The sequence below is a fragment of the Patescibacteria group bacterium genome, assembly GCA_030583705.1.
Taxonomy (GTDB): domain Bacteria; phylum Patescibacteriota; class Patescibacteriia; order Patescibacteriales; family Patescibacteriaceae; genus Patescibacterium.
This window is the reverse complement of sequence record CP129471.1, coordinates 381,993-404,685: the sequence shown is the minus strand read 5'-3', so window position 1 is coordinate 404,685 and position 22,693 is coordinate 381,993. Positions and strand designations below refer to the sequence as shown.

At 36.6% G+C, this 22,693-nt stretch carries 22 protein-coding genes; 1 reads left to right on the top strand and 21 read right to left on the bottom strand.

Features of this window, described 5'->3' with window-relative positions; translation table 11 throughout:
* Positions 1–9: 9 nt before the first annotated feature.
* The 6 genes from dnaJ to QY321_01895 form a co-directional block, all read right to left on the bottom strand.
* Positions 10–1,095 (bottom strand): molecular chaperone DnaJ, encoded by a 1,086-nt coding sequence (gene dnaJ / locus QY321_01920; GenBank protein WKZ25166.1) that lies wholly within the window; start codon positions 1,093–1,095, stop codon positions 10–12.
* A gap of 70 nt (positions 1,096–1,165) precedes the next feature.
* Positions 1,166–1,459, bottom strand: coding sequence for a DUF3467 domain-containing protein (locus tag QY321_01915; GenBank protein WKZ25165.1), 294 nt, complete (start codon positions 1,457–1,459; stop codon positions 1,166–1,168).
* Positions 1,460–1,545: 86 nt separating this feature from the next.
* A complete protein-coding gene (gene dnaK, locus QY321_01910; protein ID WKZ25164.1) occupies positions 1,546–3,504 on the bottom strand; it encodes a molecular chaperone DnaK in 1,959 nt (652 codons plus the stop codon).
* Between the two features lie 24 nt (positions 3,505–3,528).
* The gene (locus tag QY321_01905; GenBank protein ID WKZ25163.1) at positions 3,529–3,957 is read right to left on the bottom strand and encodes an Hsp20/alpha crystallin family protein; all 429 of its coding nucleotides are present in this window, start codon (positions 3,955–3,957) and stop codon (positions 3,529–3,531) included.
* A gap of 126 nt (positions 3,958–4,083) precedes the next feature.
* Positions 4,084–4,713, bottom strand: a complete 630-nt coding sequence (locus QY321_01900; GenBank protein WKZ25162.1) for a nucleotide exchange factor GrpE — start codon at positions 4,711–4,713, stop codon at positions 4,084–4,086.
* A 21-nt stretch (positions 4,714–4,734) separates the two neighbouring features.
* The gene (locus tag QY321_01895; GenBank protein ID WKZ25161.1) at positions 4,735–5,415 is read right to left on the bottom strand and encodes a hypothetical protein; all 681 of its coding nucleotides are present in this window, start codon (positions 5,413–5,415) and stop codon (positions 4,735–4,737) included.
* Between the two features lie 192 nt (positions 5,416–5,607).
* On the opposite strand from QY321_01895, the gene QY321_01890 reads away from it, so the two are divergent.
* Positions 5,608–6,222: a hypothetical protein gene (locus QY321_01890; GenBank protein ID WKZ25160.1), complete on the top strand. Its 615-nt coding sequence runs from the start codon at positions 5,608–5,610 to the stop codon at positions 6,220–6,222.
* Between the two features lie 172 nt (positions 6,223–6,394).
* On the opposite strand, the gene mrdA is transcribed toward QY321_01890, so the two are convergent.
* The 15 genes from mrdA to raiA form a co-directional block, all read right to left on the bottom strand.
* On the bottom strand, positions 6,395–8,434 hold the full coding sequence (gene mrdA / locus QY321_01885; protein WKZ25159.1) for a penicillin-binding protein 2: 2,040 nt from the start codon (positions 8,432–8,434) through the stop codon (positions 6,395–6,397).
* Positions 8,435–8,459: 25 nt separating this feature from the next.
* Complete coding sequence (locus QY321_01880) at positions 8,460–8,987, bottom strand: hypothetical protein (protein WKZ25158.1); 528 nt, start codon at positions 8,985–8,987, stop codon at positions 8,460–8,462.
* 42 nt (positions 8,988–9,029) lie between these two features.
* On the bottom strand, positions 9,030–9,839 hold the full coding sequence (gene mreC, locus QY321_01875) for a rod shape-determining protein MreC (GenBank protein ID WKZ25157.1): 810 nt from the start codon (positions 9,837–9,839) through the stop codon (positions 9,030–9,032).
* A gap of 8 nt (positions 9,840–9,847) precedes the next feature.
* Complete coding sequence (locus tag QY321_01870) at positions 9,848–10,891, bottom strand: rod shape-determining protein (GenBank protein WKZ25156.1); 1,044 nt, start codon at positions 10,889–10,891, stop codon at positions 9,848–9,850.
* A 68-nt stretch (positions 10,892–10,959) separates the two neighbouring features.
* Positions 10,960–12,201: a His/Gly/Thr/Pro-type tRNA ligase C-terminal domain-containing protein gene (locus QY321_01865; GenBank protein WKZ25155.1), complete on the bottom strand. Its 1,242-nt coding sequence runs from the start codon at positions 12,199–12,201 to the stop codon at positions 10,960–10,962.
* Positions 12,202–12,383: 182 nt separating this feature from the next.
* A complete protein-coding gene (gene secF, locus QY321_01860; GenBank protein ID WKZ25154.1) occupies positions 12,384–13,298 on the bottom strand; it encodes a protein translocase subunit SecF in 915 nt (304 codons plus the stop codon).
* Between the two features lie 32 nt (positions 13,299–13,330).
* On the bottom strand, positions 13,331–15,352 hold the full coding sequence (gene secD, locus QY321_01855; protein WKZ25153.1) for a protein translocase subunit SecD: 2,022 nt from the start codon (positions 15,350–15,352) through the stop codon (positions 13,331–13,333).
* A 298-nt stretch (positions 15,353–15,650) separates the two neighbouring features.
* The gene (locus tag QY321_01850) at positions 15,651–16,205 is read right to left on the bottom strand and encodes a nucleoside monophosphate kinase (GenBank protein WKZ25152.1); all 555 of its coding nucleotides are present in this window, start codon (positions 16,203–16,205) and stop codon (positions 15,651–15,653) included.
* 3 nt (positions 16,206–16,208) lie between these two features.
* Entirely contained in the window at positions 16,209–16,757 is a 549-nt protein-coding gene (gene cyaB, locus QY321_01845; GenBank protein ID WKZ25151.1) for a class IV adenylate cyclase, read from the bottom strand.
* 109 nt (positions 16,758–16,866) lie between these two features.
* Positions 16,867–17,322, bottom strand: coding sequence for a pyridoxamine 5'-phosphate oxidase family protein (locus tag QY321_01840; GenBank protein ID WKZ25150.1), 456 nt, complete (start codon positions 17,320–17,322; stop codon positions 16,867–16,869).
* Positions 17,312–20,167 carry a preprotein translocase subunit SecA gene (gene secA / locus QY321_01835; GenBank protein WKZ25149.1) on the bottom strand — a complete coding sequence of 952 codons (2,856 nt, stop codon included), beginning with the start codon at positions 20,165–20,167 and terminating at the stop codon, positions 17,312–17,314. The genes QY321_01840 and secA overlap by 11 nt, the downstream gene beginning before the upstream one ends.
* Positions 20,168–20,282: 115 nt before the next feature.
* Positions 20,283–20,513, bottom strand: a complete 231-nt coding sequence (locus QY321_01830; protein ID WKZ25148.1) for an AbrB/MazE/SpoVT family DNA-binding domain-containing protein — start codon at positions 20,511–20,513, stop codon at positions 20,283–20,285.
* Positions 20,514–20,635: 122 nt separating this feature from the next.
* A complete protein-coding gene (locus tag QY321_01825; protein WKZ25147.1) occupies positions 20,636–21,409 on the bottom strand; it encodes a nucleotidyl transferase AbiEii/AbiGii toxin family protein in 774 nt (257 codons plus the stop codon).
* A 13-nt stretch (positions 21,410–21,422) separates the two neighbouring features.
* Complete coding sequence (locus QY321_01820) at positions 21,423–22,205, bottom strand: type IV toxin-antitoxin system AbiEi family antitoxin domain-containing protein (protein WKZ25146.1); 783 nt, start codon at positions 22,203–22,205, stop codon at positions 21,423–21,425.
* Positions 22,206–22,342: 137 nt separating this feature from the next.
* A complete protein-coding gene (gene raiA / locus QY321_01815; GenBank protein WKZ25145.1) occupies positions 22,343–22,681 on the bottom strand; it encodes a ribosome-associated translation inhibitor RaiA in 339 nt (112 codons plus the stop codon).
* Positions 22,682–22,693: the final 12 nt, after the last annotated feature.

Sequence of the window (22,693 nt, the reverse complement as noted above, 5' to 3'; positions counted from 1 at the left end):
ATAATGCCTTTACTCCTCCTCAAACTCCTCTAAAAGCTTCTTTTGTTTGCGAGTTAGAGTAGTGGGTGTTTTAACCGTTACTGTTACTAGATGATCCCCCCTACCTCTACTTCTAAGACTATGAACACCCTTGTTTTTTAAAACAAAAACTTTATTAGACTGTGTGCCTGCTGGTATTTTAAGTCTTACTTCTCCGTCCACAGTTAAAATATCTTTAGTTGTTCCCAGTGCCGCTTCCGGAAAAGTTATTTCCAAATTAGAAAGAATAGTTTCTCCTTCTCTTTTAAAACGACTATCCGACTTAACTGTTATATGAAGATAAAGATCTCCAGCGTCTCCATTCTTAGCTCCAGCTTCCCCTTCTCCACTTAAACGAATGGTTTCCCCGTTATCTATACCAGCTGGAATTTTAACCTTTAACTCTACCGCTTCTCGGCTTACCCCAGTACCACGACAAGTTGAACAAGGATTAGTTATTTTTTTACCTTCTCCGCGACAACTAGGACAAACAGTCTGCATCTGAATATGCCCAAGAATTGTTCTTTGCATTTGGGTTACCCTGCCTTGTCCATGACACTGCGGACAAGTTTCAATTTTTGAACCAGGCTCTGCCCCGCTACCACTGCATGATTTACAAACAACCCCTTTATTAACTTTAATAGTCTTTTCGGTACCAAAAACCGCTTCCATGAATTCTATCTCTATTCTAAGTTGAAGATCATTGCCTCTTTGTGACCCCGCTTTTGCTGAGCCTGAACTTCTACCTCCACCAAAACCGAAGATATCTCCAAAGATATCTCCAAAGTCGTCCATATTAATATTAAAACCACCTTGGTTAAAACCGCCAAAACCATGACCAGCCTGCCCCGCTCCGGCTTGGCCGTTTTCAAAGCCTGAGCCGAATTGATCATAACGAGCCCGGCGCTCTTTATTAGAGAGTACCTGGTAAGCTTCGTTAATTTCTTTAAATTTAGCCTCATCGCCACCAGCTTTGTCTGGATGATGTTCATGGGCTTTTTTACGAAAAGCCTTCTTAACATCTTCTTCTGAAGCATTGCGGGCAACACCTAAAACGGCGTAATAATCTTTAGCCATGGTTTTATAATTATCTATTATCTTATGTCTTTATTATTGACACTACTTATAGCTACTTAAACTTTCTTTTCTAATCCTTAAAACCTATTTCTTTTTCTGGCATTTGCGCTACTGCCTGTTTAATATCCCCAAAAGTACTTTCATATTTTTTAAGGTTATCTGTCATAGCGGCAATCATGCGCTTAAAGTGACCTGGAGTAGTTATTACCTTAGCAACAGTTCGCCCCGAAGGACCCGCTACACTGCCAAAGATAAGTTGAAACTCTTCTTCATTATGATTAATCCAAGCAATGTTAGCGTACTCTCCTCCTTGGATAGAGTCATTAATCTTAATCTCTTGGGGTTTTTGATTATTTTCTGACATATTATTAAATTAAGGCCTAAGCCAATGAATTAATTATTTTTTTAAATTAACTTTTTAACTTTCTTTTAAATTAACTGTCTTTAAAATTAGTTATCTTTTTTCTCTTCAAACTCACCCTCGGTTGGCTCAGTGTCTGAATTATTACTTTGTTCATTACCTGCTTCCTGACCCGCTTCTTTGGTTTCTTCACTAGTTGGTTGTGAATTATCTCCTTGCCCAGAACCTTGTTCAGCTTGTTGTCCTGGCTGTGCTTGATACATACTTGCCCCAATACGCTGAGCCGTGGTATTTAGCTCTTCCATGGCTTTTTTAATATTATCGTATTGATCTGTATCTTTGGTTTCTTTAAGGGCCTTTAGTTTTTCCTCAAGCTCGGTTTTATCTTCAGCTTTCATCTTATCTCCTGATTCGCTTAAAAGCTTATCTGTCTGGAAGATTACCGCCTCCGCCTGATTCTTAACCTCAGCTTGTTCTTTCTTTTTCTTGTCTTCTTCTGCATGAGCTTCTGCTTCTTGGCGCATCTTTTCTATCTCTTCCTTAGCAAGTCCAGAAGAAGCGGTAATGGTAATATGCTGGGCTTTACCGGTGGCTTTATCTGAAGCTTTAACGTTTAAGATACCATTAGCGTCAATATCAAAAGAAACTTCAATTTGTGGTATGCCACGTGGTGCCGGTGGAATACCGTCTAAGATAAATCTACCCAAACTCTTATTATCTGAAGCCATTGGTCTATCTCCTTGAACAACATGAATTTCTACACTGGTTTGGCTATCTGCGGCAGTAGAAAAGGTTTGAGATTTTGAGGTTGGGATAGTGGTGTTTCGTTCAATTAACGGAGTAGCTACTCCGCCCATGGTTTCAATACCAAGAGAGAGCGGGGTTACATCTAAAAGTAAAACATCTCTAACATCTCCTTGGAGAACTCCGGCTTGTACAGCGGCACCTAGAGCCACTACTTCATCTGGGTTAACCGTTAGGTTTGGTTCTTTACCGAAAAATTGCTTAACTTTTTCTTTAACCAAAGGCATACGGGTCATACCACCCACTAAAATAACTTCTTGGATATCTGAAATACTTAAGCCGGCGTCTGCTAAAGCCTTTTGACAAGGCTCAATGGTTTTTTCCACTAAGTCATTTACTAAAGCTTCCAACTCGGAACGCTTCATTTTCATAACCAAATGTCTTGGTCCACTAGCATCGGTGGTAATAAAGGGTTGGTTAATTTCGGTTTCTGAAGTAGTAGAAAGCTCTATCTTAGCTTTTTCCGCAGCTTCTTTAATACGTTGTAAGGCCAGACTATCGTTAGACAAATCTATACCCTGCTCTTTTTTAAATTCTTCAATGATCCACTTAATAATTCTTTGATCAAAATCCTCACCACCTAAGTGGGTATTACCGTTAGTGGCTTTAACCTCTACCGTGTCTTCAGAAATCTCTAAAACAGAAACATCAAAAGTTCCACCGCCCAAATCATAGACGGCGATTTTTTGTCCGGCTTTTTTATCAAAACCATACGCCAGAGCGGCAGCGGTTGGTTCATTAATGATACGTTTAACTTCAAGACCGGCAATTTGTCCGGCATCTTTAGTGGCTTGACGTTGTGAGTCATCAAAATAAGCCGGAACCGTAATAACAGCTTCAGTGATCTTTTCTCCTAATTTAGCTTCAGCATCAGCCTTTAGTTTAGCTAATATCATAGCAGAAATTTCCTGCGGACTATGCTCTTTGTCTTGTAACTTAACTTTAACTCCTTCTCCAGATTGAATTATCTTATATGGCACAGTACTTAAATCGCGTTGTACTTCCTCGTCTTCAAAACGACGTCCAATTAAACGCTTAACCGCAAACACCGTATTTTCCGGGTTAGTTACGGCTTGTCTTTTAGCGGTTAATCCAACCAATCTCTCGCCATTTTTAGAAATGGCTACAATGGAAGGTGTCGTACGATTACCTTCGATATTTTCAATAATTTTGGGTTGTCCACCTTCCATAACGGCCATCGCCGAGTTAGTGGTACCCAAGTCAATACCTAGAATTTTTCCCATATTTTTTAATGATTAAATAAATAATTATTTGCTAGTTTTAATTGTTATCTTTTTCGGCTTACTCTCTGGTGCCTTGGGGATAGTGATCTTTAACACACCAGCTTCGGTAACCGCTGAAGCCTCGTCACCCATAACATGGGCCGGCAAAGGCACTGAACGATAGAAACTACCGCGACGAATTTCTTTGCGGTAATAATTCTTTTCCTCTACCTCGCTTTTTTTCTCACTCTCGCCTTTAATGGACAAAACATCGTTTTCAATGGAAATATCCACCTTGTCTGGATCAATACCGGCCAATTCGGTTTCCACAATAACGTTGTTTTTGTCTTCATACATATCAATGGCTGGCATAAAATTATGCGCACCCCGCAAAGCCGGGGTCATTGAATCAAACATCTTGTCCATCTCCTCAAAAGGCTCAAGGAGAGGTGTCCAACGAATAAGTGCTGTCATATTTTTTTCTCCTTTCTTGTTCGTTACGGCTATCTTGTATAAGACCCGAACGAACTTTAATAATAATTATTAATAATTAAATTAACTTAAATAAAATAAGAAATTATTCAGAAACAACCCTAATTACTAACCGTCATCACTTTCCACCTGCTCAATAACTTCTTCAGGTGTTCCCTGGTCTTTCTTAAAAGCATAAACCGCTACTCTGGCTGGTATAATAACTTTTTCACCAAGTAGATAACCGGGCTTTAATTCTTCAGCTACTAAATTATCTTGGTCTTGATCTAAAGACTCTCTGGTTTCCACCGCCTCCATGACTAAAGGATCAAAAGGCAAGTTGCCTGTTTCCACCTCCTTAACTCCAGCTTCTTCTAAAGAGGACTTAAACTGTTGGGTAATGTGTCTAATACCAGCTAACCAGTTTTCCTCAGATTCACCAAAATGTTTAATAGATAATCGGAGATTATCATAAACAGGTAATAAGCTTAAAATTAAAGTTTCATTGGCATATTTAATCATCTCGCTTTTTTCTTTACTGTGTTGTCTTAAGAGGTTTTGGTAGTCTGCCAAAGCTCTTAAGTACCTACTCTCCATTTCCTGAAGCTTCTCTTCGGTTGAGCCTTCTTCTGAGTTTTCTCCTGAGCTTTTTTTGGAGTCTTCTTCACCTGCCGAAGAATTATCCTGAAGATCTTCAAGATCGCCAAGGCCTTCAGCCTCTTCAATTAAATCTTCTTGTTCTTGGTTATCTGTTGTCATATGATTTTAATTTTAATTATTTTAATTATTTAATAACTGGTGCAAAAAGTTAAGTCTACCCAAGTTTTTTTCATAATCCATTCTCATAGGGCCAATTAAAGCCACCAGTCCCGCATGATCTTTTTTTTGTTTATACCTGAATATTACTGTACCTGAAAAAGGTCCAAAAGGACTAGCTTGTCCGACTTTAACTAAAGGAGAAAAATCTATTTCATCAAAAACATCGGATACTATCTCATCTAAGTGATCAATGGTTTCAGAAATATCATAAACCAAATCATGGCGGGAAAACTCAGGTTGCTGAAAAAGATTAGCTAGACCCGTGTAATAGACATAACGACGATGGAGCGCCCAAACTACGGCTAAACCGGAAAGTTTAGCCAAGACCTTGGCGGTTTGTTTACAACCTTCTTCGTCTGTGCCAGCCTCAGCTAAAAGTTGTTTTTCTTTCTTGTCCATCTCGGTAGGAGATAATCCCTCTAGATAAAGGTTATATGCTCTTTCAGTAGGGATACGACCAGCTGAAGTATGGGGTTGGACAATTAAGCCAAGCTCCTCAAGTTCCGCCATTTCGTTACGAACAGTGGCTGAGCTAAAAGGTAGCTTATACTTATCAACAATCTGGCTTGAAGCAACCGGGCAACCGGTAGCTATATAATCTTTAATAATTATGTCTAAAATTAGCCTTTTTCTTTCTTCCATATAAATAATAAATTAACAACACTGTCATTTTATCAAAATTAGCACTCTCATGTCAAGAGTGCTAAAGATTAACTATTTTATATTATTTTATTATATTAATCTAGAAAACAATTTAGATCTGTGGATAAAACACTTGACAAAATAATATAACATATATATAATAAAGACATTTCTTTAAAAACCAAACGAAACATGAAAAAAACAAAAAACTTATTTTCTTATCTTCTTCTATTTGTAGTGGGCATCATCACCGCAGCAGGTTGCGATAACTCTGTTACAAGTACAGAGACAAAACTTGAACTGGACTACATGTATATCGCTATGGGTATTGGCGATGGCGGATACTATGCACCAGCTATGTTTTATTTTTCTAATAATTCAATTGGCTCAACCTTGCCACCCATTGCACAAATAAAAGGATGGCAGAGTCACCTCACAGATCAAAATAAAGTTACATTTCACTTTAACTACTTCGATCAAGCTCTCTGGCTCGATGCTATTAAAACCCCATTTAAATGGATGGACACTCCTCCAAGAAGTAGTGCCAAACCGTATAACGGAGTTGGAGTAGTAAGAGACATTGAATTAATATGGCGCTACGATACTGACAGAGGAACCATAGAAATAATAAAAAATGGTTCTTATCAGGAATTGGATGCTACTTATGATCCACATAGTAATTCGGTCTTTATTGCCGGAGGAAAGAAATTAAAACCCTATATTTTTCAGCCAATTAATCCAATGCTGATTAATATGTACTATTGGGAAGAAGACTCGATTGAATATGAGTCCCACAGAATCCAATAATAAATTAAAAGTTAAAGTCAGGAAATTATTCCTGACTTTTTTAATTAAAAATAATTACTTAAATAAATCATAAACACCTCAGCTTGTTGAGGTGTTTATAAATGACATATTTCAATAACCAATTATTTATTTTATCCTATCTTATCTTATTTTATCTTTTATGTTCATAAACCTAATTTTCAATTTGTTCCTCTTCTATATCTTGATCTTCGTTAATTTCTTCTTCTGTATCAATTACTTCTTCTTCATTAATCTCTTCCCTACCCCCAAAATACCACCTTAAAAACTCCCTGGCTACTGGTGTGGCTACTCTACTGCCTTCTTCTCCTTCTTCTATTAGGATGGTAATAACTAATTCTGGATTGTTATATGGTGCAAAGCCGGTAAACCAAGCATGTGGAGCCTTTTTAGATGACCATTGAGCTGTACCGGTTTTTCCGGCGGCTTCAACTGGTAGGGTGGAAAGACTGGCGGCACTACCTGAAACTGCGGTTTGTCTTAATCCCCTTTTAACGGTTTCAACATGTTGGCTATCCACTATATTCTCCACTAAAACCTTACTTGGTATCTCTTCAACCTCTCCGTTTGGTTTAATTAAAGATTTAACCATTCTTGGTTGATATATCTTCCCACCATTAGCAAAAAAAGCTGTCCAAGCCGCTACTTGCATAGGTGTAGTAATTAAGTTACCTTGCCCAATGGAAATATGATAAGTGTCTCCAATATACCATCTTTCTCCTTGAACAAATTCTTTCCATTCTTTAGTTGGAACAAAACCAATAGCTTCTCCCGGTAGATCAAGCCCAAGAGGTTTACCAAGATTAAACTTTAAAAACCATTGTACTAATTTATCTATACCTAAACCATTAAAACCGTCATAGCCTCCTCCGATATGATAGAAAAAAGTATTAACCGACTCAGCAATGGCTTTGGTGACATTAGTTTGTCCGTGCCCCCCGGCTTTCCAGTCTGGAAAAGACCACTGACCTATTCTTAGCCCCCCTGTACTTAAAAACGAAGTGTTGGCCGTTATAATACCCTCCTGCAGGGCCGCAGCAGCCACTACGGGCTTAACGGTTGAACCTGAAGGATATTCTCCCTGTACAGCCCTATTAAATAATGGCTTATCTGGAGATTCAATTAAAGCCTTATAATCCGTCACGCCAATACCACCAGCAAAAAGATTATTGTCATAAGAAGGTAGGCTTACTAAAGCAATTACCTCACCGTTTCTCGGATCCAAAGCTATGGCTACTCCCTTGGTTAACCTCATGGAAGAAAGTTGGGTAAATAATATTTCCTCTAGCTTTTTTTGGGCTTCACTATCTATCGAGAGAATTAAACTTTGCCCAGGTATGGGAGTAAGGCTACTAATTACCTGCTTTTCTTTTCCCAGGGCATCCACTTCAATTTGTTTACTACCATGTTGTCCGCGTAAAGACTTTTCCCAACTTTTTTCCACCCCGCTTTTGCCGATAGAATCAATACGGCTATATTCTAAACGATTAGCCTCAAATTCTGAACGACTAACCGTGCCCGTATAACCTAAAACATGAGATAAAGACAAAGAAGATAATTCATACTGCCGACGATGCTTACTCTCAACGGTTATACCTGGAGTGGAAAAAGATTCAAGATAAATCGCTAAAGCTTTCTCATAAGGTATATTGTCGGCAATAAAGATGGGTTGGTAATACTCATAATCCGCTGGCGTTAAGCTATCTATTTCTTCTCTAATTACAGCAATATCTTTATCTAAAAGCTCTTCAAGTCTTTTAAAGACTTTTTCTCTAGCTAACTCTTCTTTAGGTAAATCAGAAGGAATTGAATAGATTAAAAAATTAGCTACGTTATGAACTAAAGGTAAATTATTTCTATCATAAATTATACCTCTAGTTGCCTCTAACCTATCTAACCTTATACGATTACCATCTGCCATTGTTTTGTAATACTCTCCTTTAACTATTTGTAACCAACCTAAACGACTTAGTAAGATAAAAGCTACTAAAAAAAGGGCTATCTTTACAAAACCCATAAAGGCTCCACCTACCGACCTGGTAACCAAATCTTCTCCGTGTTCTCCTGGACTAAAAGTCGCCTCAACCCATTCCCGACGAAACTTGCCGTGAAAATTACCCTCCTTAAAACTTCCTTCTCTAATAATAAAAGGATCTGCTTCTTTGTCGTGGTTAGACTTATTATTTAGCTTCATAAACTAAGTGTTTTAAGATAAATTACTAGGTAAACTTCCTTAAAAATACCGGAGAAAAACGCTTGGTTAAAAGGTTAATTAAGTAAAAGATTATTGCGCCAAGTAACCCATTGTAGCATAAAGCTCTTAGTTGAGCCATAAAGGAGGTTTCAAAAACCACTGGGTCATTACTAGCTGAGAAAAAATAATCATAAAGCCAAAAAACTCCATCATAAAATAAAACCGCTACCACTACTGCCAAAGCCGCCGCATAAACAGAACGATTAGTTACCCAACGAAGAAGGAGGTAATGGGCAGCCAGCGCCGCTAAAGATAAAGCTAAAATATGTAAACCAAAAGTCATAAAAGAAAAAATTTCTAATAGATAACCAGCTCCTGCTAACCACCAAAGCCAGATTTTTTCGTCCGCAAAAAGTCGCAAAAAAACCAAAACAATCACCGTTAACTGAAGACGATAAATTTCCCAAGGCAAAGCCTGTAAAAAAGACAGGTCAATTAAGACCACCAAGATCGCTAAAAGAGCATAGATAAAAAAATGGAAAATTTTTCTCATAAGAAATATCTTTACTTAAACTTCTTCAGATTCTTTTTAAAATTAAAGCGCCACCATAACAACCCTTAAGTTATCAAAGTCAGCCGCTGGGGTTACAATGGCTTTTTGCCAAAGCTCATTTTGTTGCTTAATTACTCTATCTATCTTACCAACCACCAAACCTGCCGGCATATCTTGTTCCAAGCCTGAGGTAACTATAATATCCCCTTCATTTAAGCTTTTATTTTGAGGAATTAAGTCTATTTGAACCGTTAAGCCTAAATCACCCTGGGCTATACCTAAGGTTTCATTAAGCCCAGAAACTGTAACAGCTAAGCGACAAGAAGGGCTAACCAAAAGACAAGCCCGAGATAGATTATCTTCAGCCTCAATAATTTTTCCCAATAAAACTCCTTCTGAGGTTAAAACCGGTAGCCCGGCAGATAAACCATCCCTTGTTCCCCTATTAATTGTAATAGACTCCCGATTACGCCAATTATCTCCAGCATTACCTTGGGCCACTACCCCAGCCAAACGATACTCGAGACCACTTGAACGCACAAAAGACAGATAAGTGCGTAAAACTTCATTTTCTCTTTCCATCTCTTTTAAACGGGCAACTTCAGACAATAATGAATCTCTTTCCTCTTTTAATTGGTTTTTTTCATTTAAAACAACATCAAAATCTTCGTCGTGCTTAATTAAGCCCCCCACCCAAAGTCCTGTACCATGCAAGAAAGAGCCTACCGGAGAGAAAAAAGAAGTTAGTAAATTTTCCGCTGGTCTAAGCCAACCCAAACCCCTAAAAAGAGACAAAAGTAAAATAACGACAATAACGACCATCGCCGTTTTTATCAGTCTGGAAGAAACCATAAGAAAAATTAAAGTTCTTTAGTGCCGGGTGCTACTACCTTTTCCAGTAGCACCTGATCAGACAACAAAATACCAGTACCACGAGCTACACAAGTTAAAGGATCATCAGCTACCCGAACCGGTATTTTTGTAGCTGAAGAAATTTCTTTATCCAAGCCTCGCAGTAAAGCTCCACCACCGGTTAAAACAATGCCATGCTCGTAAATATCGGAAACCAATTCTGGTGGAGTGGTTTCAAGGATTAATTTAATATTGTCTATTATCTGATGAACAGTTCTAGATAAAGCTTCGCGAATATGCCTATCCGTTACTTTAATCTCTTTGGGTAAGCCGTTCATTAGGTCACGTCCACGAACCAACATTTCCATTTCTTCAGGTAAAACCGAGGCTGAACCTATCTTAATCTTAATTTCCTCAGCCAATTGTTCCCCAATTAAAACATTAAATTCCTCACGAATGTATTGAATGATTTCTTGATTTAAAAAGTTACCAGCAATTCGCAAATTCTTCCAGTTAACGGCACCTCCTAAAGAAATAACGGCAATTTCAGTGGTACCGCCTCCGATATCCACTACCATAGTGGCTGTAGCTTCAGTTACCGGCAAACGAGCACCAATGGCAGCCGCCATAGACTCTTCCACTAAAAAGACTTGTCTGGCGCCCGCTGATTTAGCCGCGTCTTCTACGGCCTTTTTTTCCACCTCAGTAATATCCAAAGGTATGCCAATCACCACTCTGGGTCTCGGCATAAAAATAAAATTCTCGGTATGAGCTTTATCAATAAAATATTTAAGCATCTTTTCGGTTACCTCAAAGTCTGAGACAACACCATCCACTAAAGGCTTAATTACCTGGATATGAGCCGGTGCTTTACCAAGCATACGCTTAGCTTCAAGCCCAACCGCTAATATTTCTTCTGTCCGCATATTAACCGCCACAATAGAAGGCTCATTAATAACAATACCTTTTTCAGGAGTGTAAACTAAAGTATAGGCGGTTCCAAGGTCTATACCTAGGTCTTGATTGAATTTTTTAAAAAATGAGTTTAACATGGTGGTGAGAAAAATATTCCAGTATTATTATATTATTATATTCTTAAGAAAAAATACGAAAAAAGACTTTAAGAAAAAAGGGACAAAACTTTATCTGAAGACAAAAAGGAAGTTTCGTTATTAGATCGCTTTAGAACTTCCACTCCGCCAGCAGCTAAAGATTTGGCGCTAAGTAATAAACGATAAGGGCAACCGATTAAGTCTGATTCCGCAAACTTTTGTCCAGCTGAAACTTCAACTCGGTTGTCATATAAAACCTCCACACCAAGCTTCTTTAGTTTTTCATATAATTCTTCGGCCTGTTTTTCAGCCTCTTCATCACCGGACATTAAAATAAGATGCACCTTGTAAGGAGCGATCTCCTCAGGCCATAAAATACTAGTTTCGCTACCCTTGGCCTCGGTTACTGCCCCGATTAAACGTGATACACCTATCCCGTAACAGCCCATTAAAACCGGTTGTTTATTACCTTGGCGATCTGTGTGGTAATAATCAAAAGCCTTGCTAAAACGCTCCCCCAGCTTAAAGATATTACCCACCTCAATAGACTTAACGGTTTTAAGATCAACCGAAGAACATTGCGGACAAGTAGGCTGCTCGGCAATAAGCTCTTCATTAACCGCCATCTTGCATTTTTCACAAAGATAGATTAAATCTTCACCAGAAGGCGTAATGGTTTGAAACTCATGCGAATAACGAGCAAAGTCTCCACCAGAAGCATAAGTTAAGTAAGTAATATCCCCTAAGCCCATTCTAGTATAAATAGATCGGTAGGCAATAGCCGCTTTTTCATAAAAAGCATCAAGATCTTTTTGGTCGGTATGAAAAGAATAAAGATCTTTCATCATAAACTCACGACCACGTAAAAGTCCGGCTTTAGGTCTAAGTTCGTTTCTAAACTTAGTTTGGAATTGGTAAACAATTAAAGGCAAGTCTTTGTAAGACGGAGCATATTCTTTAATTAAAGGAGTTACCACTTCTTCATGAGAAGCACCTAGTCCATACTCTCTTTCATCTTCAGTTTTAAAACGAAATAAAACATCTATCGTATCCCAACGATTAGTTTTTTTCCAAAAATCGGCAGGGATTAAGGCAGGCATTAAAACCTCCTGTCCACCAATGGCGTTCATCTCTTCTCGAATAATCCCAATAATCTTATTCTGCACCCGCAGCCCCAGAGGTAGAAAAGAATAAATACCGGCCGAAAGCTTGTTAACAAAGCCACCGCGTAAAAGCAGTCTGGCGTTTAAACTCTCCTCATCCTTAGGGTCATTTTTAAGAGTTTTGGTAAAAAGTTGTGATTGGCGCATAAAATAAAGCTATTTTAAATAGATACATAATAGCTTTAGTCTAACTGAAAAAGGAGAGTTTGTCAAAAAATTAATAGGACAATAAAAATAAAAGAAAGACACATTTTTAACCAATAAAATCAATACAATAAACCCGCCAAGTGCTTGACGGGTTTATTTGAACAAAGTTTTTTATATATTATCTATCCCCTATTCTTTTCTGCTCTTTCACTCCAAAGAACCAATAATGGGGCGGCTAAGAAGATAGAACTATATGTTCCAAATAATATTCCAACAAACAAAGCTATTGAGAAATAATAAATTGATGATCCACCCATTATGATAATTGATAATAGTACCACCATAACGGTTACTGAGGTATTAATTGAACGAACTATACTTTGGTTAATGCTGTCATTAACTGTTTTGCGATAACTATCATTAGATCTTGGTAGGTTTTCTCTAATACGATCAAAAACCACAATACTGTCATGTACACTGTACCCAAGTACCGTTAAAGCTGCTGCTAAGAAGGCAACGTTAATTTCAGCTCCGTAAAAATGTCCAAGTACAGCAAAAACACCAAGTAAAATTACAACATCATGAAAAAGAGAAACTAAAGTTACAGCACCGTATTTCCAAGAAGCTATTGGCCTAGAAACTCTTCTAAAAGCCCAAGCAATGTATAAACTAATAGCCAAGATCACTAAAATAGTCGCGTAAATTGATTTCTTCCTTAACTCTTGTCCAACCGTCGGTCCAACCGCTTCAAAACGCAACTCTTCTAAAGCTGGCTCTCCCTCTACTGGAGAAAACTCATTTAACAAACCTATAGTTTCTTCTCTGGTTTCTTGATCAATTTCCTGAAAACGCATCATTACATCGTTTTCTCCAACCGGCTGAACGGTTAAACTGTTAAGAGATAAAGGACTTAGCCTTTCTTCAATAGTAGAGACTGAGGGTCTTTCCGAGAAAAAGCGAACCTCTAAAAGACTACCACCCGTAAAATCAATACCAAGTTTAAGTCCAAATACACCCAAAGCGGCCACTGAAGCAATAACCAAAATAGAAGAGATGGTTAGCCAGAGTTTACTTTTGCCGATAATATTATATGTCATATTAAGAAAAATAATTTTCAATTAAATAAAGATTAAAGATTTTCCCCAGTCGGTCGTTTATAACCAACAAGTTTGGGATGCTTTTCCATCCAACCTTCCTTAAACAATCTGAGAAAAGTCCTGGTAACAGTAATAGCGCTAAACATGGATAAAAGCACACCAATTAGCAAAGTAATGGCAAAACCTTTAATTGAGCTGGTGGTAAACTGGATTAATACAAAGCAAACTAAGATAGTGGTAAAGTTACTGTCCCTAATAGATGGCCAAGCTCTATTAAAACCTTCCTGGATAGCCGAAGAAAAAGATTTACCGGCCTTAAGCTCTTCTTTTAAGCGTTCAAAGATTAAGATATTGGCATCCACTGCCATACCAATAGACAAGATAAACCCAGCAATACCGGAAAGGGTTAAAGTAACCGGCCAAAGCTTAAAGACCGCTAAAGTTAAAAGTCCGTAAATAACCAAGGAAAAAACAGATACAACTCCCAAGAAACGATAGAAGATAACCATAAAGATCATTACCAAGATAAGACCGATCATAGCTGCCTGTAAGCTCATCTCTACTGATTCTTGTCCTAAACTAGCTCCAACTGTTTGTTGGCTAACCAAAGTAATCGGCAAAGGCAAAGCTCCTGAGTTAAGACGTTTAACTAATTCCCTAGCCTCAACCATGGTAAAGTTACCCTGGATAACAGCCTGTCCACCAGTAATTTTTTCATTAACGTTTGGAGTACTAATCGGTAAACCATCTAAGAAAATACCTACCGGACGACCGACATTTCTTTCGGTAATTTGTTCAAAAAACTTAGCTCCATCATTATCAAACTCAAGATTAACGGTTGGTAGTCCGTTATTGGGATCAAGTTGTACCGAAGCGCGACGTAGGTTCTTCCCGGTTAACTCGGTATTCTTCCATTCACTTTGTGGCCCAATTATATCTTCTTCTGAAGTAGTGGTAATTAAAATATGGCTTAGATCATATTCCGGATTTTCGTCTTTTTTGTGAAGCAAATGAAAACCAAATTTGCTTTCAGCAATAAAGGAAACTGTACCAATCTCTTGGTTAAAAGCCACTTCATCAAAAACCTCTCCCTGAACCTCTCTTTTTACCCAACCAAGTTCACCGCTTTTGGGTGAAAGACGGTCATGATACTCATCCAAAAGAGAATTAAAATTTTCAGGAGTTGCCTTGTCTTTTATTTCTTTAACCAGTTCATAGGCTTGATCACGATTTAATTCGCTCTCACAATCCTCGTTATCTTGGTAACAAACTAAAATTTGCGCCACATTAACCTCACGAATGTTTTTATTATTAAGTTTTAAAATCTCAAAACCAAAAGAAGTACGAGCTAATTGAGGAGTAAACTGTCCTGGCTCAAGGCTTTCCACCAAACTAGCTATTTCCGGATTATCTAATTTGGAAACCCAACCGACATAACCGCCATCTTCTTTGGTAAATTCATCATCACTAAAGCTACGAGCTAAATCACCAAAGTCTTGGCCAGCTCCCAACATACCCAAAATATCTTCTGCTCTGGTTTGGGCCTGAGTGTTATTCTCTTCCATTGTCTTTTTTTCTTCTTCGCTTAACTCACGTAATTCATCATTAGCTTCCTTAAATTCCAAAAGAGGGGTTTCACCAATTTGCTTAATAGCTTCTCCAATATCGGTAATACCGGCTAACTCAATAATTATTCTGTAATTATCTTCACCAGCTCGGTTAACCTGTACTATTGGCTCACTAACACCGAAAGCGTTAACTCTTCGTTCAATAACATCCCTGGCTCCCTCAACGGCCATAGCTTCTTCACCGGCCGGTACCGCCGAAGTATCTGCATCATAAGTTAACTGTGAGCCACCTAAAAGATCCAAGCCCAATCTAAAAGGTCTTTCCTTAACCTGTGGTAAAGGAAGATTATATTGTGCCACAGTGGCATTATAGCGATCTCCAACTACTATTAAAGAGGCCCAAACAGTTAAAACAATTACTAAAACTAAAGTCCACCAAACCTTTCGTCGGCCGGACAAAGAAAAAACATTTCTTAAAAAAGACATAAAAAAATAAACTTAAAAACTGTAATTAAGATTGTGTGTAAATAAATACTAACTTAAAAAACTTTAAAAATCAAGCCTTACTTGTGGACAAAACCCCCTAAACATACCTATTGACTTTTTTATATAAGTATGATATAATTAAAGATATAGCATAAAAGAGCCCTAAATGGGCTCTTTTTGTTTTTTTCTCTATATTTTCTTATTTTTTTCTTGTTTTTTAGTTTTTTATCTATATTTTTTTACCTTTTTCTCTTGTTTTTATTCTACATTTTACCTAACATTTTTTACCTCGTGTCTTTTATCTTGCTTTAAGGATAATAGCCATCACCGATTCAATTTTTTCATAAAGATCTTCTAAACTACCTGAATTTTCAATTAAATGATCCGCTGAGGCAATTACCTCATCTAGATTATGCGCTTCGGTTTTAGTCCTTTCTCTGTCTTCTTGTTCCTTAAATTTTTCTAAAGAAATATCATCCCCTGCCCTATTTCGATCTTTGGCTCTTTGAAAGCGAATTTCTAAAGGTACGGTTAAGGCAATTACTTTAACTTCTTTAGGAAAACGTTTTTTAAGGTAATCAACTTCAGATAAATTACGAAAACCAGAGATAACAATATTATCTCCCTCCTTTAATTGTTCGGCAATCTCATTAGCCGGATAAAAAGCGCCTTCTTTAGAGCGCTTTTTTAAAACAAAATGATACATGCTTTCTCGATCAAGAGACAAGCCTTTAATCTTCATATCTCGGCGAATAATATCTCCGCTGGAAACATGAGAAAAACCGTATTCAACTATTTTATAAGAAACAGTATCTTTACCAGAAGATGGTTGTCCGACAACAATGATAATCATAAATTAATTATTTTTATTCTGAAAAATAATAGTGTCATAACTCCTTGTTTCTCTGTCTTCTGCGGTAAGTCCTAAAGAAGTTGCTAAGGAAAAAAGTTTTTCTTCAATACCAACTGGATCATCACCGTCATTAATTAAAGCTTCAAATTCCACATAATCTCCAAGAGTTTCAACATTATCAAGACATACCTCATATTCTTCTAATTTGGCCTTATAGCGAATCTTTTTAACTTCCACTACTGGTATAGCGCTTAACGAAAGTAAGATATTATGCATTTCTTCTGGTTTCTCTATCTTGGTTTCATATTCCAGATTATCTAATTCACTGGTAATTTGTTTTTTAAGGGTCAGCATAAATACACCGTTTTGTTTTCTGATTCTTATAACCGTATCCCCCTCCTTTGAGCTGGCCCAAGGATTGGTATTACCGTTTAGTGAATAAATAACATCTTCTTGAGAAATTGGCTCAGAAAAAACACAACCCATAGCTTCAAGACGTTGTCTAAGCAAAGCCGGATCTTTAACCTTTAATTTAATTTCTATTTCTCGCATAGAGTTATTATACCTCTTTAAGGTGGTGCTATCAAGAGATATTTTTTATAATTTGAGGTATTTCCCCTCTTCGTTTTTAAGTAAAATCTTTACCCCAACTTGCAATAAATTATAGCTCAAATTTTTGTTTCTTAAATCCATAGAGTTTTTCATAGATCAAATCAATATTTTTTGGTTTTAACATATACCAAGAGTCACCTTGGAGAATATCTTCATCACTACTTGGCTCGGGCTTCTTTCTTTTGGCAAAGTGTTTAATTGCTAAATCATGTCTATCGCCGTCTAGCTTTTCGGCCACTCCGTCAAATTGAATCCCTAGGTTATCTTCACCTTGGCTATTAGCTGTTATTGTTGCAGCAACTCGGTTATTACCTAAAATTGCTAGTGAATGACGGCTATCCGGATCTGACATCCAGTATATATTTAATTCATCGTCATGAATATAAACAACATCAGCTACCCAAACTCCGCCTGTATCCACAATCGCCAAGCTCATTAAATATCCTTTCTCTAGCACCTCTTGAATTAATTGTTTAATATCTGTTTCCATATTTTTAGGCTCCATGACACTTCTTATACTTTTTACCGCTACCGCAAGGACAAAGATCATTTCTACCTATTTTATTACCTTCGTCATCTTTAGCTTTTCTGTCTGTGTAAACCGTTACTGAGCTTGATGAACTATCGTTATCCATGGTTTTCGCTGGTGCGGACATTGAAACTCTAGAAAGATTAATTGAAGGAGCTATCATTTCTTGAGCAGCCGCTATCTTAAAGACTGAATAAACAACTTCTTTTTGGATACTGTCATTAAGTTGGTTATATAACTGATAAGCTTCTTTTTTGTACTCAACTAAAGGATCTCTTTGTCCATAACCTCTAAGCCCTATACCTCGGCGCATATAATCCATGGTTTCAAGATGATCCATCCACAGGGTATCCATAGCTCTTAATAAAAGACCCTTTTCCACTTCCTGCCAATCTAAACCTGCTTCTTTGGCCTTTTGAGCCATTGTCTCATAAAGCCCTTGGGCTTCGGTCATAATTAGTTCGATCAAGTCAGTTCTCACTCTTACTTTATCCAACTTTCCGGGATTAGCAATAAAGCCATCCAATGTTTCAGATAATTCTTTATTAAGCGGGAAAATAGCGGCTATACTTTCTTTAACTTCCTTAAGATTCCAGTCTTTAGTACTTTCGGCTGCGGTATGAAAAGAAATAAGTTGCTCAACCTCGTTTTCAATCATCCCTAAAATAATATCCGTTAATGTTTTATCTTTAACCTCACCGATATTTTCTTTATTCTGATTTTCTTCTTGATTATTTCTTTCCTGATTATTTTCTGGTTTTTCTCCGACATTCTTATTATCTTCTATATCATCTTCTTTATTATCTTTAACCTTTTCTGAAATATTTAAAACCTCTAATCGTCTGCGATAAATAGCTAAACGATGTTTGTTAATTACATCATCATATTCCACTAAGTGTTTTCTAGTATCAAAGTTATTACCTTCAACTCTTTTCTGGGCATTTTCAATAGAGCGGGAAATTATTTTATTTTCAATCGGAGTGCCTTCTGGTAACTTAAGAGTTTTCATCATATTCTTCATTCTATCTCCCCCGAAAATACGCATCAGGTCATCTTCCATGGAAACGTAAAATTGACTTGAACCGGGATCACCTTGTCGTCCTGCACGACCACGTAACTGATTGTCTATACGGCGAGCTTCGTGTCTTTCGGTACCAATTACGTGTAGACCGCCCAAAGCCACCACCTTATCATATTCTTCTTTATTAAGCGGTGCTCCACCTAAAATAATGTCAACACCACGTCCTGCCATGTTAGTGGCAATAGTTACACTACCAGCCTGTCCAGCCTGAGCGATCATAGAAGCTTCTTGTTCATGATTTTTAGCGTTTAAAAGATTAGTCTTAACACCTTCTCTGGCTAAAAGTTCTCCCAAAAATTCGTTTTTAGCGATAGAGATAGTACCAACCAAAACCGGTTGTCCGGTGGCATGTCTAGCTTTAACTTCCTTAGCCACTGCCTCATATTTCTCCTTTTCACTGGCATAGATAAGGTCATTGTCATCTTTACGAACATTAGGGCGATGGGTCGGTACAACTACGGTTTCCAAATTATATATCTTATAAAACTCCTCAGCTTCGGTTAAAGCCGTACCGGTCATACCAGCCAACTTACGATACATACGGAAATAATTCTGAAAAGTTACAGTAGCTAAAGTACGGCTTTCTCTTTGTATTTTAACTCCTTCTTTAGCCTCAATGGCCTGATGAAGACCTTCTGAATAACGACGACCAAACATTAATCTGCCGGTAAACTCATCCACAATAACCACCTCTCCCTCGCGAACCACATAGTGTTTATCTTTTTCAAATAAAACTCTGGCCTTAAGAGCTTGCTCAATATGATGGACTTCTCGGATACCACCGGTAGCGTAAATATTATCCACTCCTAAAAACTTTTCCATCCGAGATATACCATTCTCTGTTAGGGTCGCTACCCTCATTTTTTCGTCTTTATTATAATCTTCATTTTCTTGCAAGCGAGAAACCAATTCGGCGAATTTATAATACCTATCTGTAGACTCTTCCGCGGGAGAAGAGATAATTAAAGGAGTTCTAGCTTCGTCTATTAAAATAGAGTCAACTTCGTCCACAATGGCGAAATTAAGTTCACGCTGGACTCTTTGTGAGCCACGCTGGACCATGTTGTCTCTTAAGTAATCAAAACCAAATTCGTTATTAGTACCATAAAGAATATCCGAGTTATAAGCCTCGCCTCTTGGTACGGGACGAAAATACTTTAAACGATCATCAAATTGCTTATCATCAGAATAATTAGGATCATAAACCAAAGCGGTATTATGGACAATAACACCAGTAGTTAATCCAAGGGCATGATAAATCGGCGCCATCCAACCAGCACCAACCCGAGACAGATAATCGTTAACGGTTACTAATTGTACACCTCGTCCAGTTAAAGCGTTAAGATATAAAGGTAAGGTAGCTACCAAAGTCTTACCTTCTCCAGTTTTCATTTCCGCAATTTGTCCACGATGTAAAACCATACCACCCATTAACTGAACATCATAATGTCTTTGTCCAGTTAAACGACGAGAAGCTTCACGAATAACCGCAAAAGCTTGGGGTAGAATTTGTTCTAAAATAGCGGTCTCTTCCTCTTTGGTTTTATTTTGTTTTAAAGATCCGTCTTCTAGTCTTTCTACACCCAATATTTTTCTAAATTCCTCAGTCTTTTGTTTTAAATCATCATCAGACAAAGCCTTTATAGACTCTTCTAAAGAATTAATTTCTTCAATAACTGGTCGCATTGAAGCTATGACCCTTTCGTTAGGATCACCGAATATTTTGGATAAAAATTTCATAAAATAAGTTAAAAAATGAGCTCTTAATACTTAAAAACAAATAAGGTAAGCTCAGTTTATGAGTTTACCTTATAATGGGGAAAAAATCAAATAAGTTAAAGCTTATAGAAAATTATCATCCAAGAAGCTTCTTAACTCTCTTCATGTCAAGAATATATTGGGCTAACGTTAAAACTATCTTTAACTTACCGTCATCGAGATTTGAAGGAGCGGTAAATACGGCTATTTTAGCTCCGTTTTTAAAACCAGCAACTTTTCTTGCCTCTATGGGTATAACCATTTGACCTCTATCGTCAACGGTGGCAACACCTCTAAATACAAATTCAAATTCTTTTTGTTCTGTCATTTTTCTTTTTTTATTTGTGATTACACAGTATATAATAAAATAATTTTTGTCAAATAATGTTTTGGTCAATTATTAACAATTACGACTCATTTTTGTATAAAAAATGCTAAGTATTAAAATCACTACTTTTCTATGCTATCAAAGCTTAATTTATCTAACTCACCTTTTATCTCTTCATCGCTTAGTTCTTCAATAAAATAAATTGTTTGTAAATCCTCCTGTTTGTCTAACTTGGCTATTTCCCAATTATTTAAAATATTTTCTATACTGATCGTTTTTCTAATCTCTTTTTGTTTTACCAAGCCTAAAACTTCATTTATATCTATTGGTATTTTCTTCATAATCATTACAAAATCATAATAATCACGATATCTTGCTCTATCGCTCATGGCACGAATTTTCTCAGCAGTAATTTCTCTAATATCCATTACTCGTACTTTTGTCTTAACTCCAAAAATATTTTCATAATTCATTTCCAATGAAGGTAAGATTACATTTTGAAGGCAATCAATCTCCAGCCTCACCGAACTAGCCTGCCCAAGAGGACCGGTGCATTGAAGCTTCTCTATTTTTACCGTCGCCTCGGAAATAAAATCTTTTTTTATTTCTAAAAAATCAAAAACTGAAAAAATATTTTTTATTTCAGTTAAATCTATTTTTATCCCATTACTTGAGAAATCCAAATCCTCAGAAAACCTTAGTTGTGGAAGATAAACATGATGCAAGGCCGTCCCGCCCTTAAAAATTATTTTATTCTTTAATACTGATTCAAATATTATTTTTGAAATAACCGCCAAAAAATAATCTTTTTCGGCAATAGCAAGAGGATACTTAAAGCCTTGTCTGTTAAGTATAATTAATTGATTTTTAGAAATTAATTGGATATTTACAGACATAAAAATATACTGGTTATTTTTTTACAAATTGCTTTTCAGTATAAATTCTCCATTTAGCATTAAAAATATCGCTCTTTGATGTTAGGAGGCTATAATTTTTATTATTCTTAATTTTTTTATGTAATTCATCTGAGTTAATTTCCACTAAATCTAAAATTATTCCCAAGGTCCTTTTGGTGGTTATTGAAAATTTTTCACTGATTTGAATAAGTTTCTTTATATCAAAATCATTCTTATGATTTTTAAGCTTTTCAATAACTAAATCAATATCATGTAGTTTTCTTCTATAGGTTAAAAAATCCAAGATAACTTTTTCTTTTGAAGCCACCTTAACAAGCCTGCCATCAATATTATATTCTTTAAAATTAGAAAACAATCCCTTTTTTGAACTAATATATTTAAACGTCCAATCAGAAAATTTCTTTGTGTATGTTCTTTTTTTACCAACAGAAGTGACAACTCTTAAATATTGATCAAACAAACCATGGTATTGTAAAGCACCCTCAAAAGATATATAAGAATTATTATCTATAATTTGAGCAATGGCTAATTGACTTAACTCTATACTACCTCTACCTGAAATATCCGAAATTACAAAAACACCTTTCTTGATTCTAACTAACCATCCTTTTCTAACTAAATTTGAGATAAAATTCTTTACTTCCTGTCTTTCTCTGTTTTTACCAAATTTTTCTAAAATCATATCAAAATCAACCACATTCCCATGTTTTGTGATTAATTTTTCTATTATATCCAGCTCTTTGCCGGACAAAGTTGTAGTGTATATTTTGTTCATATAGTAATATAATTCATAGTACTTTCTATACAAATTATACACTAAATTATTAAAATATGTCAAGAAATGTCAATATAATCCAATATGTCCTATTTTAAGAGAATTGGCAAAATAAAAGAAGCTTTATTCTATAAACCCTAGGAAGCCTTAATAATTGTTTTCCTACTCTTAGCCTTTTCCTTGCCTTTATGCTTCTTAATGGCCTCTACTAGGTGATCCTTGGCTTTATCTATCGCTTTATACAGGTCACTTTCGGTTTTACTGATTCTAAGTAAATCTCCTGGTACAGCTAAATTAATCTCTGCTTTAAAAATCTCTCCCTTGTTGTGATGATGAGTAGTTAAAGCCAACTCCACATCACAAGCTGTTACTTTTAGAGCTCCAAGATACTTTTCTACCATTTTAATTTTCTCTTTAAGATATTTTTCAATAGCCGGTGTTAGAACTAAGTTAGTGGCCTTAAGATTTATCTTCATATTTTTATCTTT

Coding starts and splice junctions, on each gene's coding strand:
- QY321_01865 (WKZ25155.1), bottom strand. CDS start 12,201: ATGCGCCAATCACAACTTTTTACCAAAACTCTTAAAAATGACCCTAAG.
- secD (WKZ25153.1), bottom strand. CDS start 15,352: ATGTCTTTTTTAAGAAATGTTTTTTCTTTGTCCGGCCGACGAAAGGTT.
- QY321_01890 (WKZ25160.1), top strand. CDS start 5,608: ATGAAAAAAACAAAAAACTTATTTTCTTATCTTCTTCTATTTGTAGTG.
- dnaK (WKZ25164.1), bottom strand. CDS start 3,504: ATGGGAAAAATTCTAGGTATTGACTTGGGTACCACTAACTCGGCGATG.
- QY321_01880 (WKZ25158.1), bottom strand. CDS start 8,987: ATGAGAAAAATTTTCCATTTTTTTATCTATGCTCTTTTAGCGATCTTG.
- cyaB (WKZ25151.1), bottom strand. CDS start 16,757: ATGCGAGAAATAGAAATTAAATTAAAGGTTAAAGATCCGGCTTTGCTT.
- secF (WKZ25154.1), bottom strand. CDS start 13,298: ATGACATATAATATTATCGGCAAAAGTAAACTCTGGCTAACCATCTCT.
- QY321_01895 (WKZ25161.1), bottom strand. CDS start 5,415: ATGGAAGAAAGAAAAAGGCTAATTTTAGACATAATTATTAAAGATTAT.
- QY321_01915 (WKZ25165.1), bottom strand. CDS start 1,459: ATGTCAGAAAATAATCAAAAACCCCAAGAGATTAAGATTAATGACTCT.
- raiA (WKZ25145.1), bottom strand. CDS start 22,681: ATGAAGATAAATCTTAAGGCCACTAACTTAGTTCTAACACCGGCTATT.
- QY321_01830 (WKZ25148.1), bottom strand. CDS start 20,513: ATGACAGAACAAAAAGAATTTGAATTTGTATTTAGAGGTGTTGCCACC.
- QY321_01840 (WKZ25150.1), bottom strand. CDS start 17,322: ATGGAGCCTAAAAATATGGAAACAGATATTAAACAATTAATTCAAGAG.
- QY321_01905 (WKZ25163.1), bottom strand. CDS start 3,957: ATGACAGCACTTATTCGTTGGACACCTCTCCTTGAGCCTTTTGAGGAG.
- mreC (WKZ25157.1), bottom strand. CDS start 9,839: ATGGTTTCTTCCAGACTGATAAAAACGGCGATGGTCGTTATTGTCGTT.
- QY321_01825 (WKZ25147.1), bottom strand. CDS start 21,409: ATGTCTGTAAATATCCAATTAATTTCTAAAAATCAATTAATTATACTT.
- secA (WKZ25149.1), bottom strand. CDS start 20,167: ATGAAATTTTTATCCAAAATATTCGGTGATCCTAACGAAAGGGTCATA.
- QY321_01820 (WKZ25146.1), bottom strand. CDS start 22,205: ATGAACAAAATATACACTACAACTTTGTCCGGCAAAGAGCTGGATATA.
- QY321_01850 (WKZ25152.1), bottom strand. CDS start 16,205: ATGATTATCATTGTTGTCGGACAACCATCTTCTGGTAAAGATACTGTT.
- mrdA (WKZ25159.1), bottom strand. CDS start 8,434: ATGAAGCTAAATAATAAGTCTAACCACGACAAAGAAGCAGATCCTTTT.
- dnaJ (WKZ25166.1), bottom strand. CDS start 1,095: ATGGCTAAAGATTATTACGCCGTTTTAGGTGTTGCCCGCAATGCTTCA.
- QY321_01870 (WKZ25156.1), bottom strand. CDS start 10,891: ATGTTAAACTCATTTTTTAAAAAATTCAATCAAGACCTAGGTATAGAC.
- QY321_01900 (WKZ25162.1), bottom strand. CDS start 4,713: ATGACAACAGATAACCAAGAACAAGAAGATTTAATTGAAGAGGCTGAA.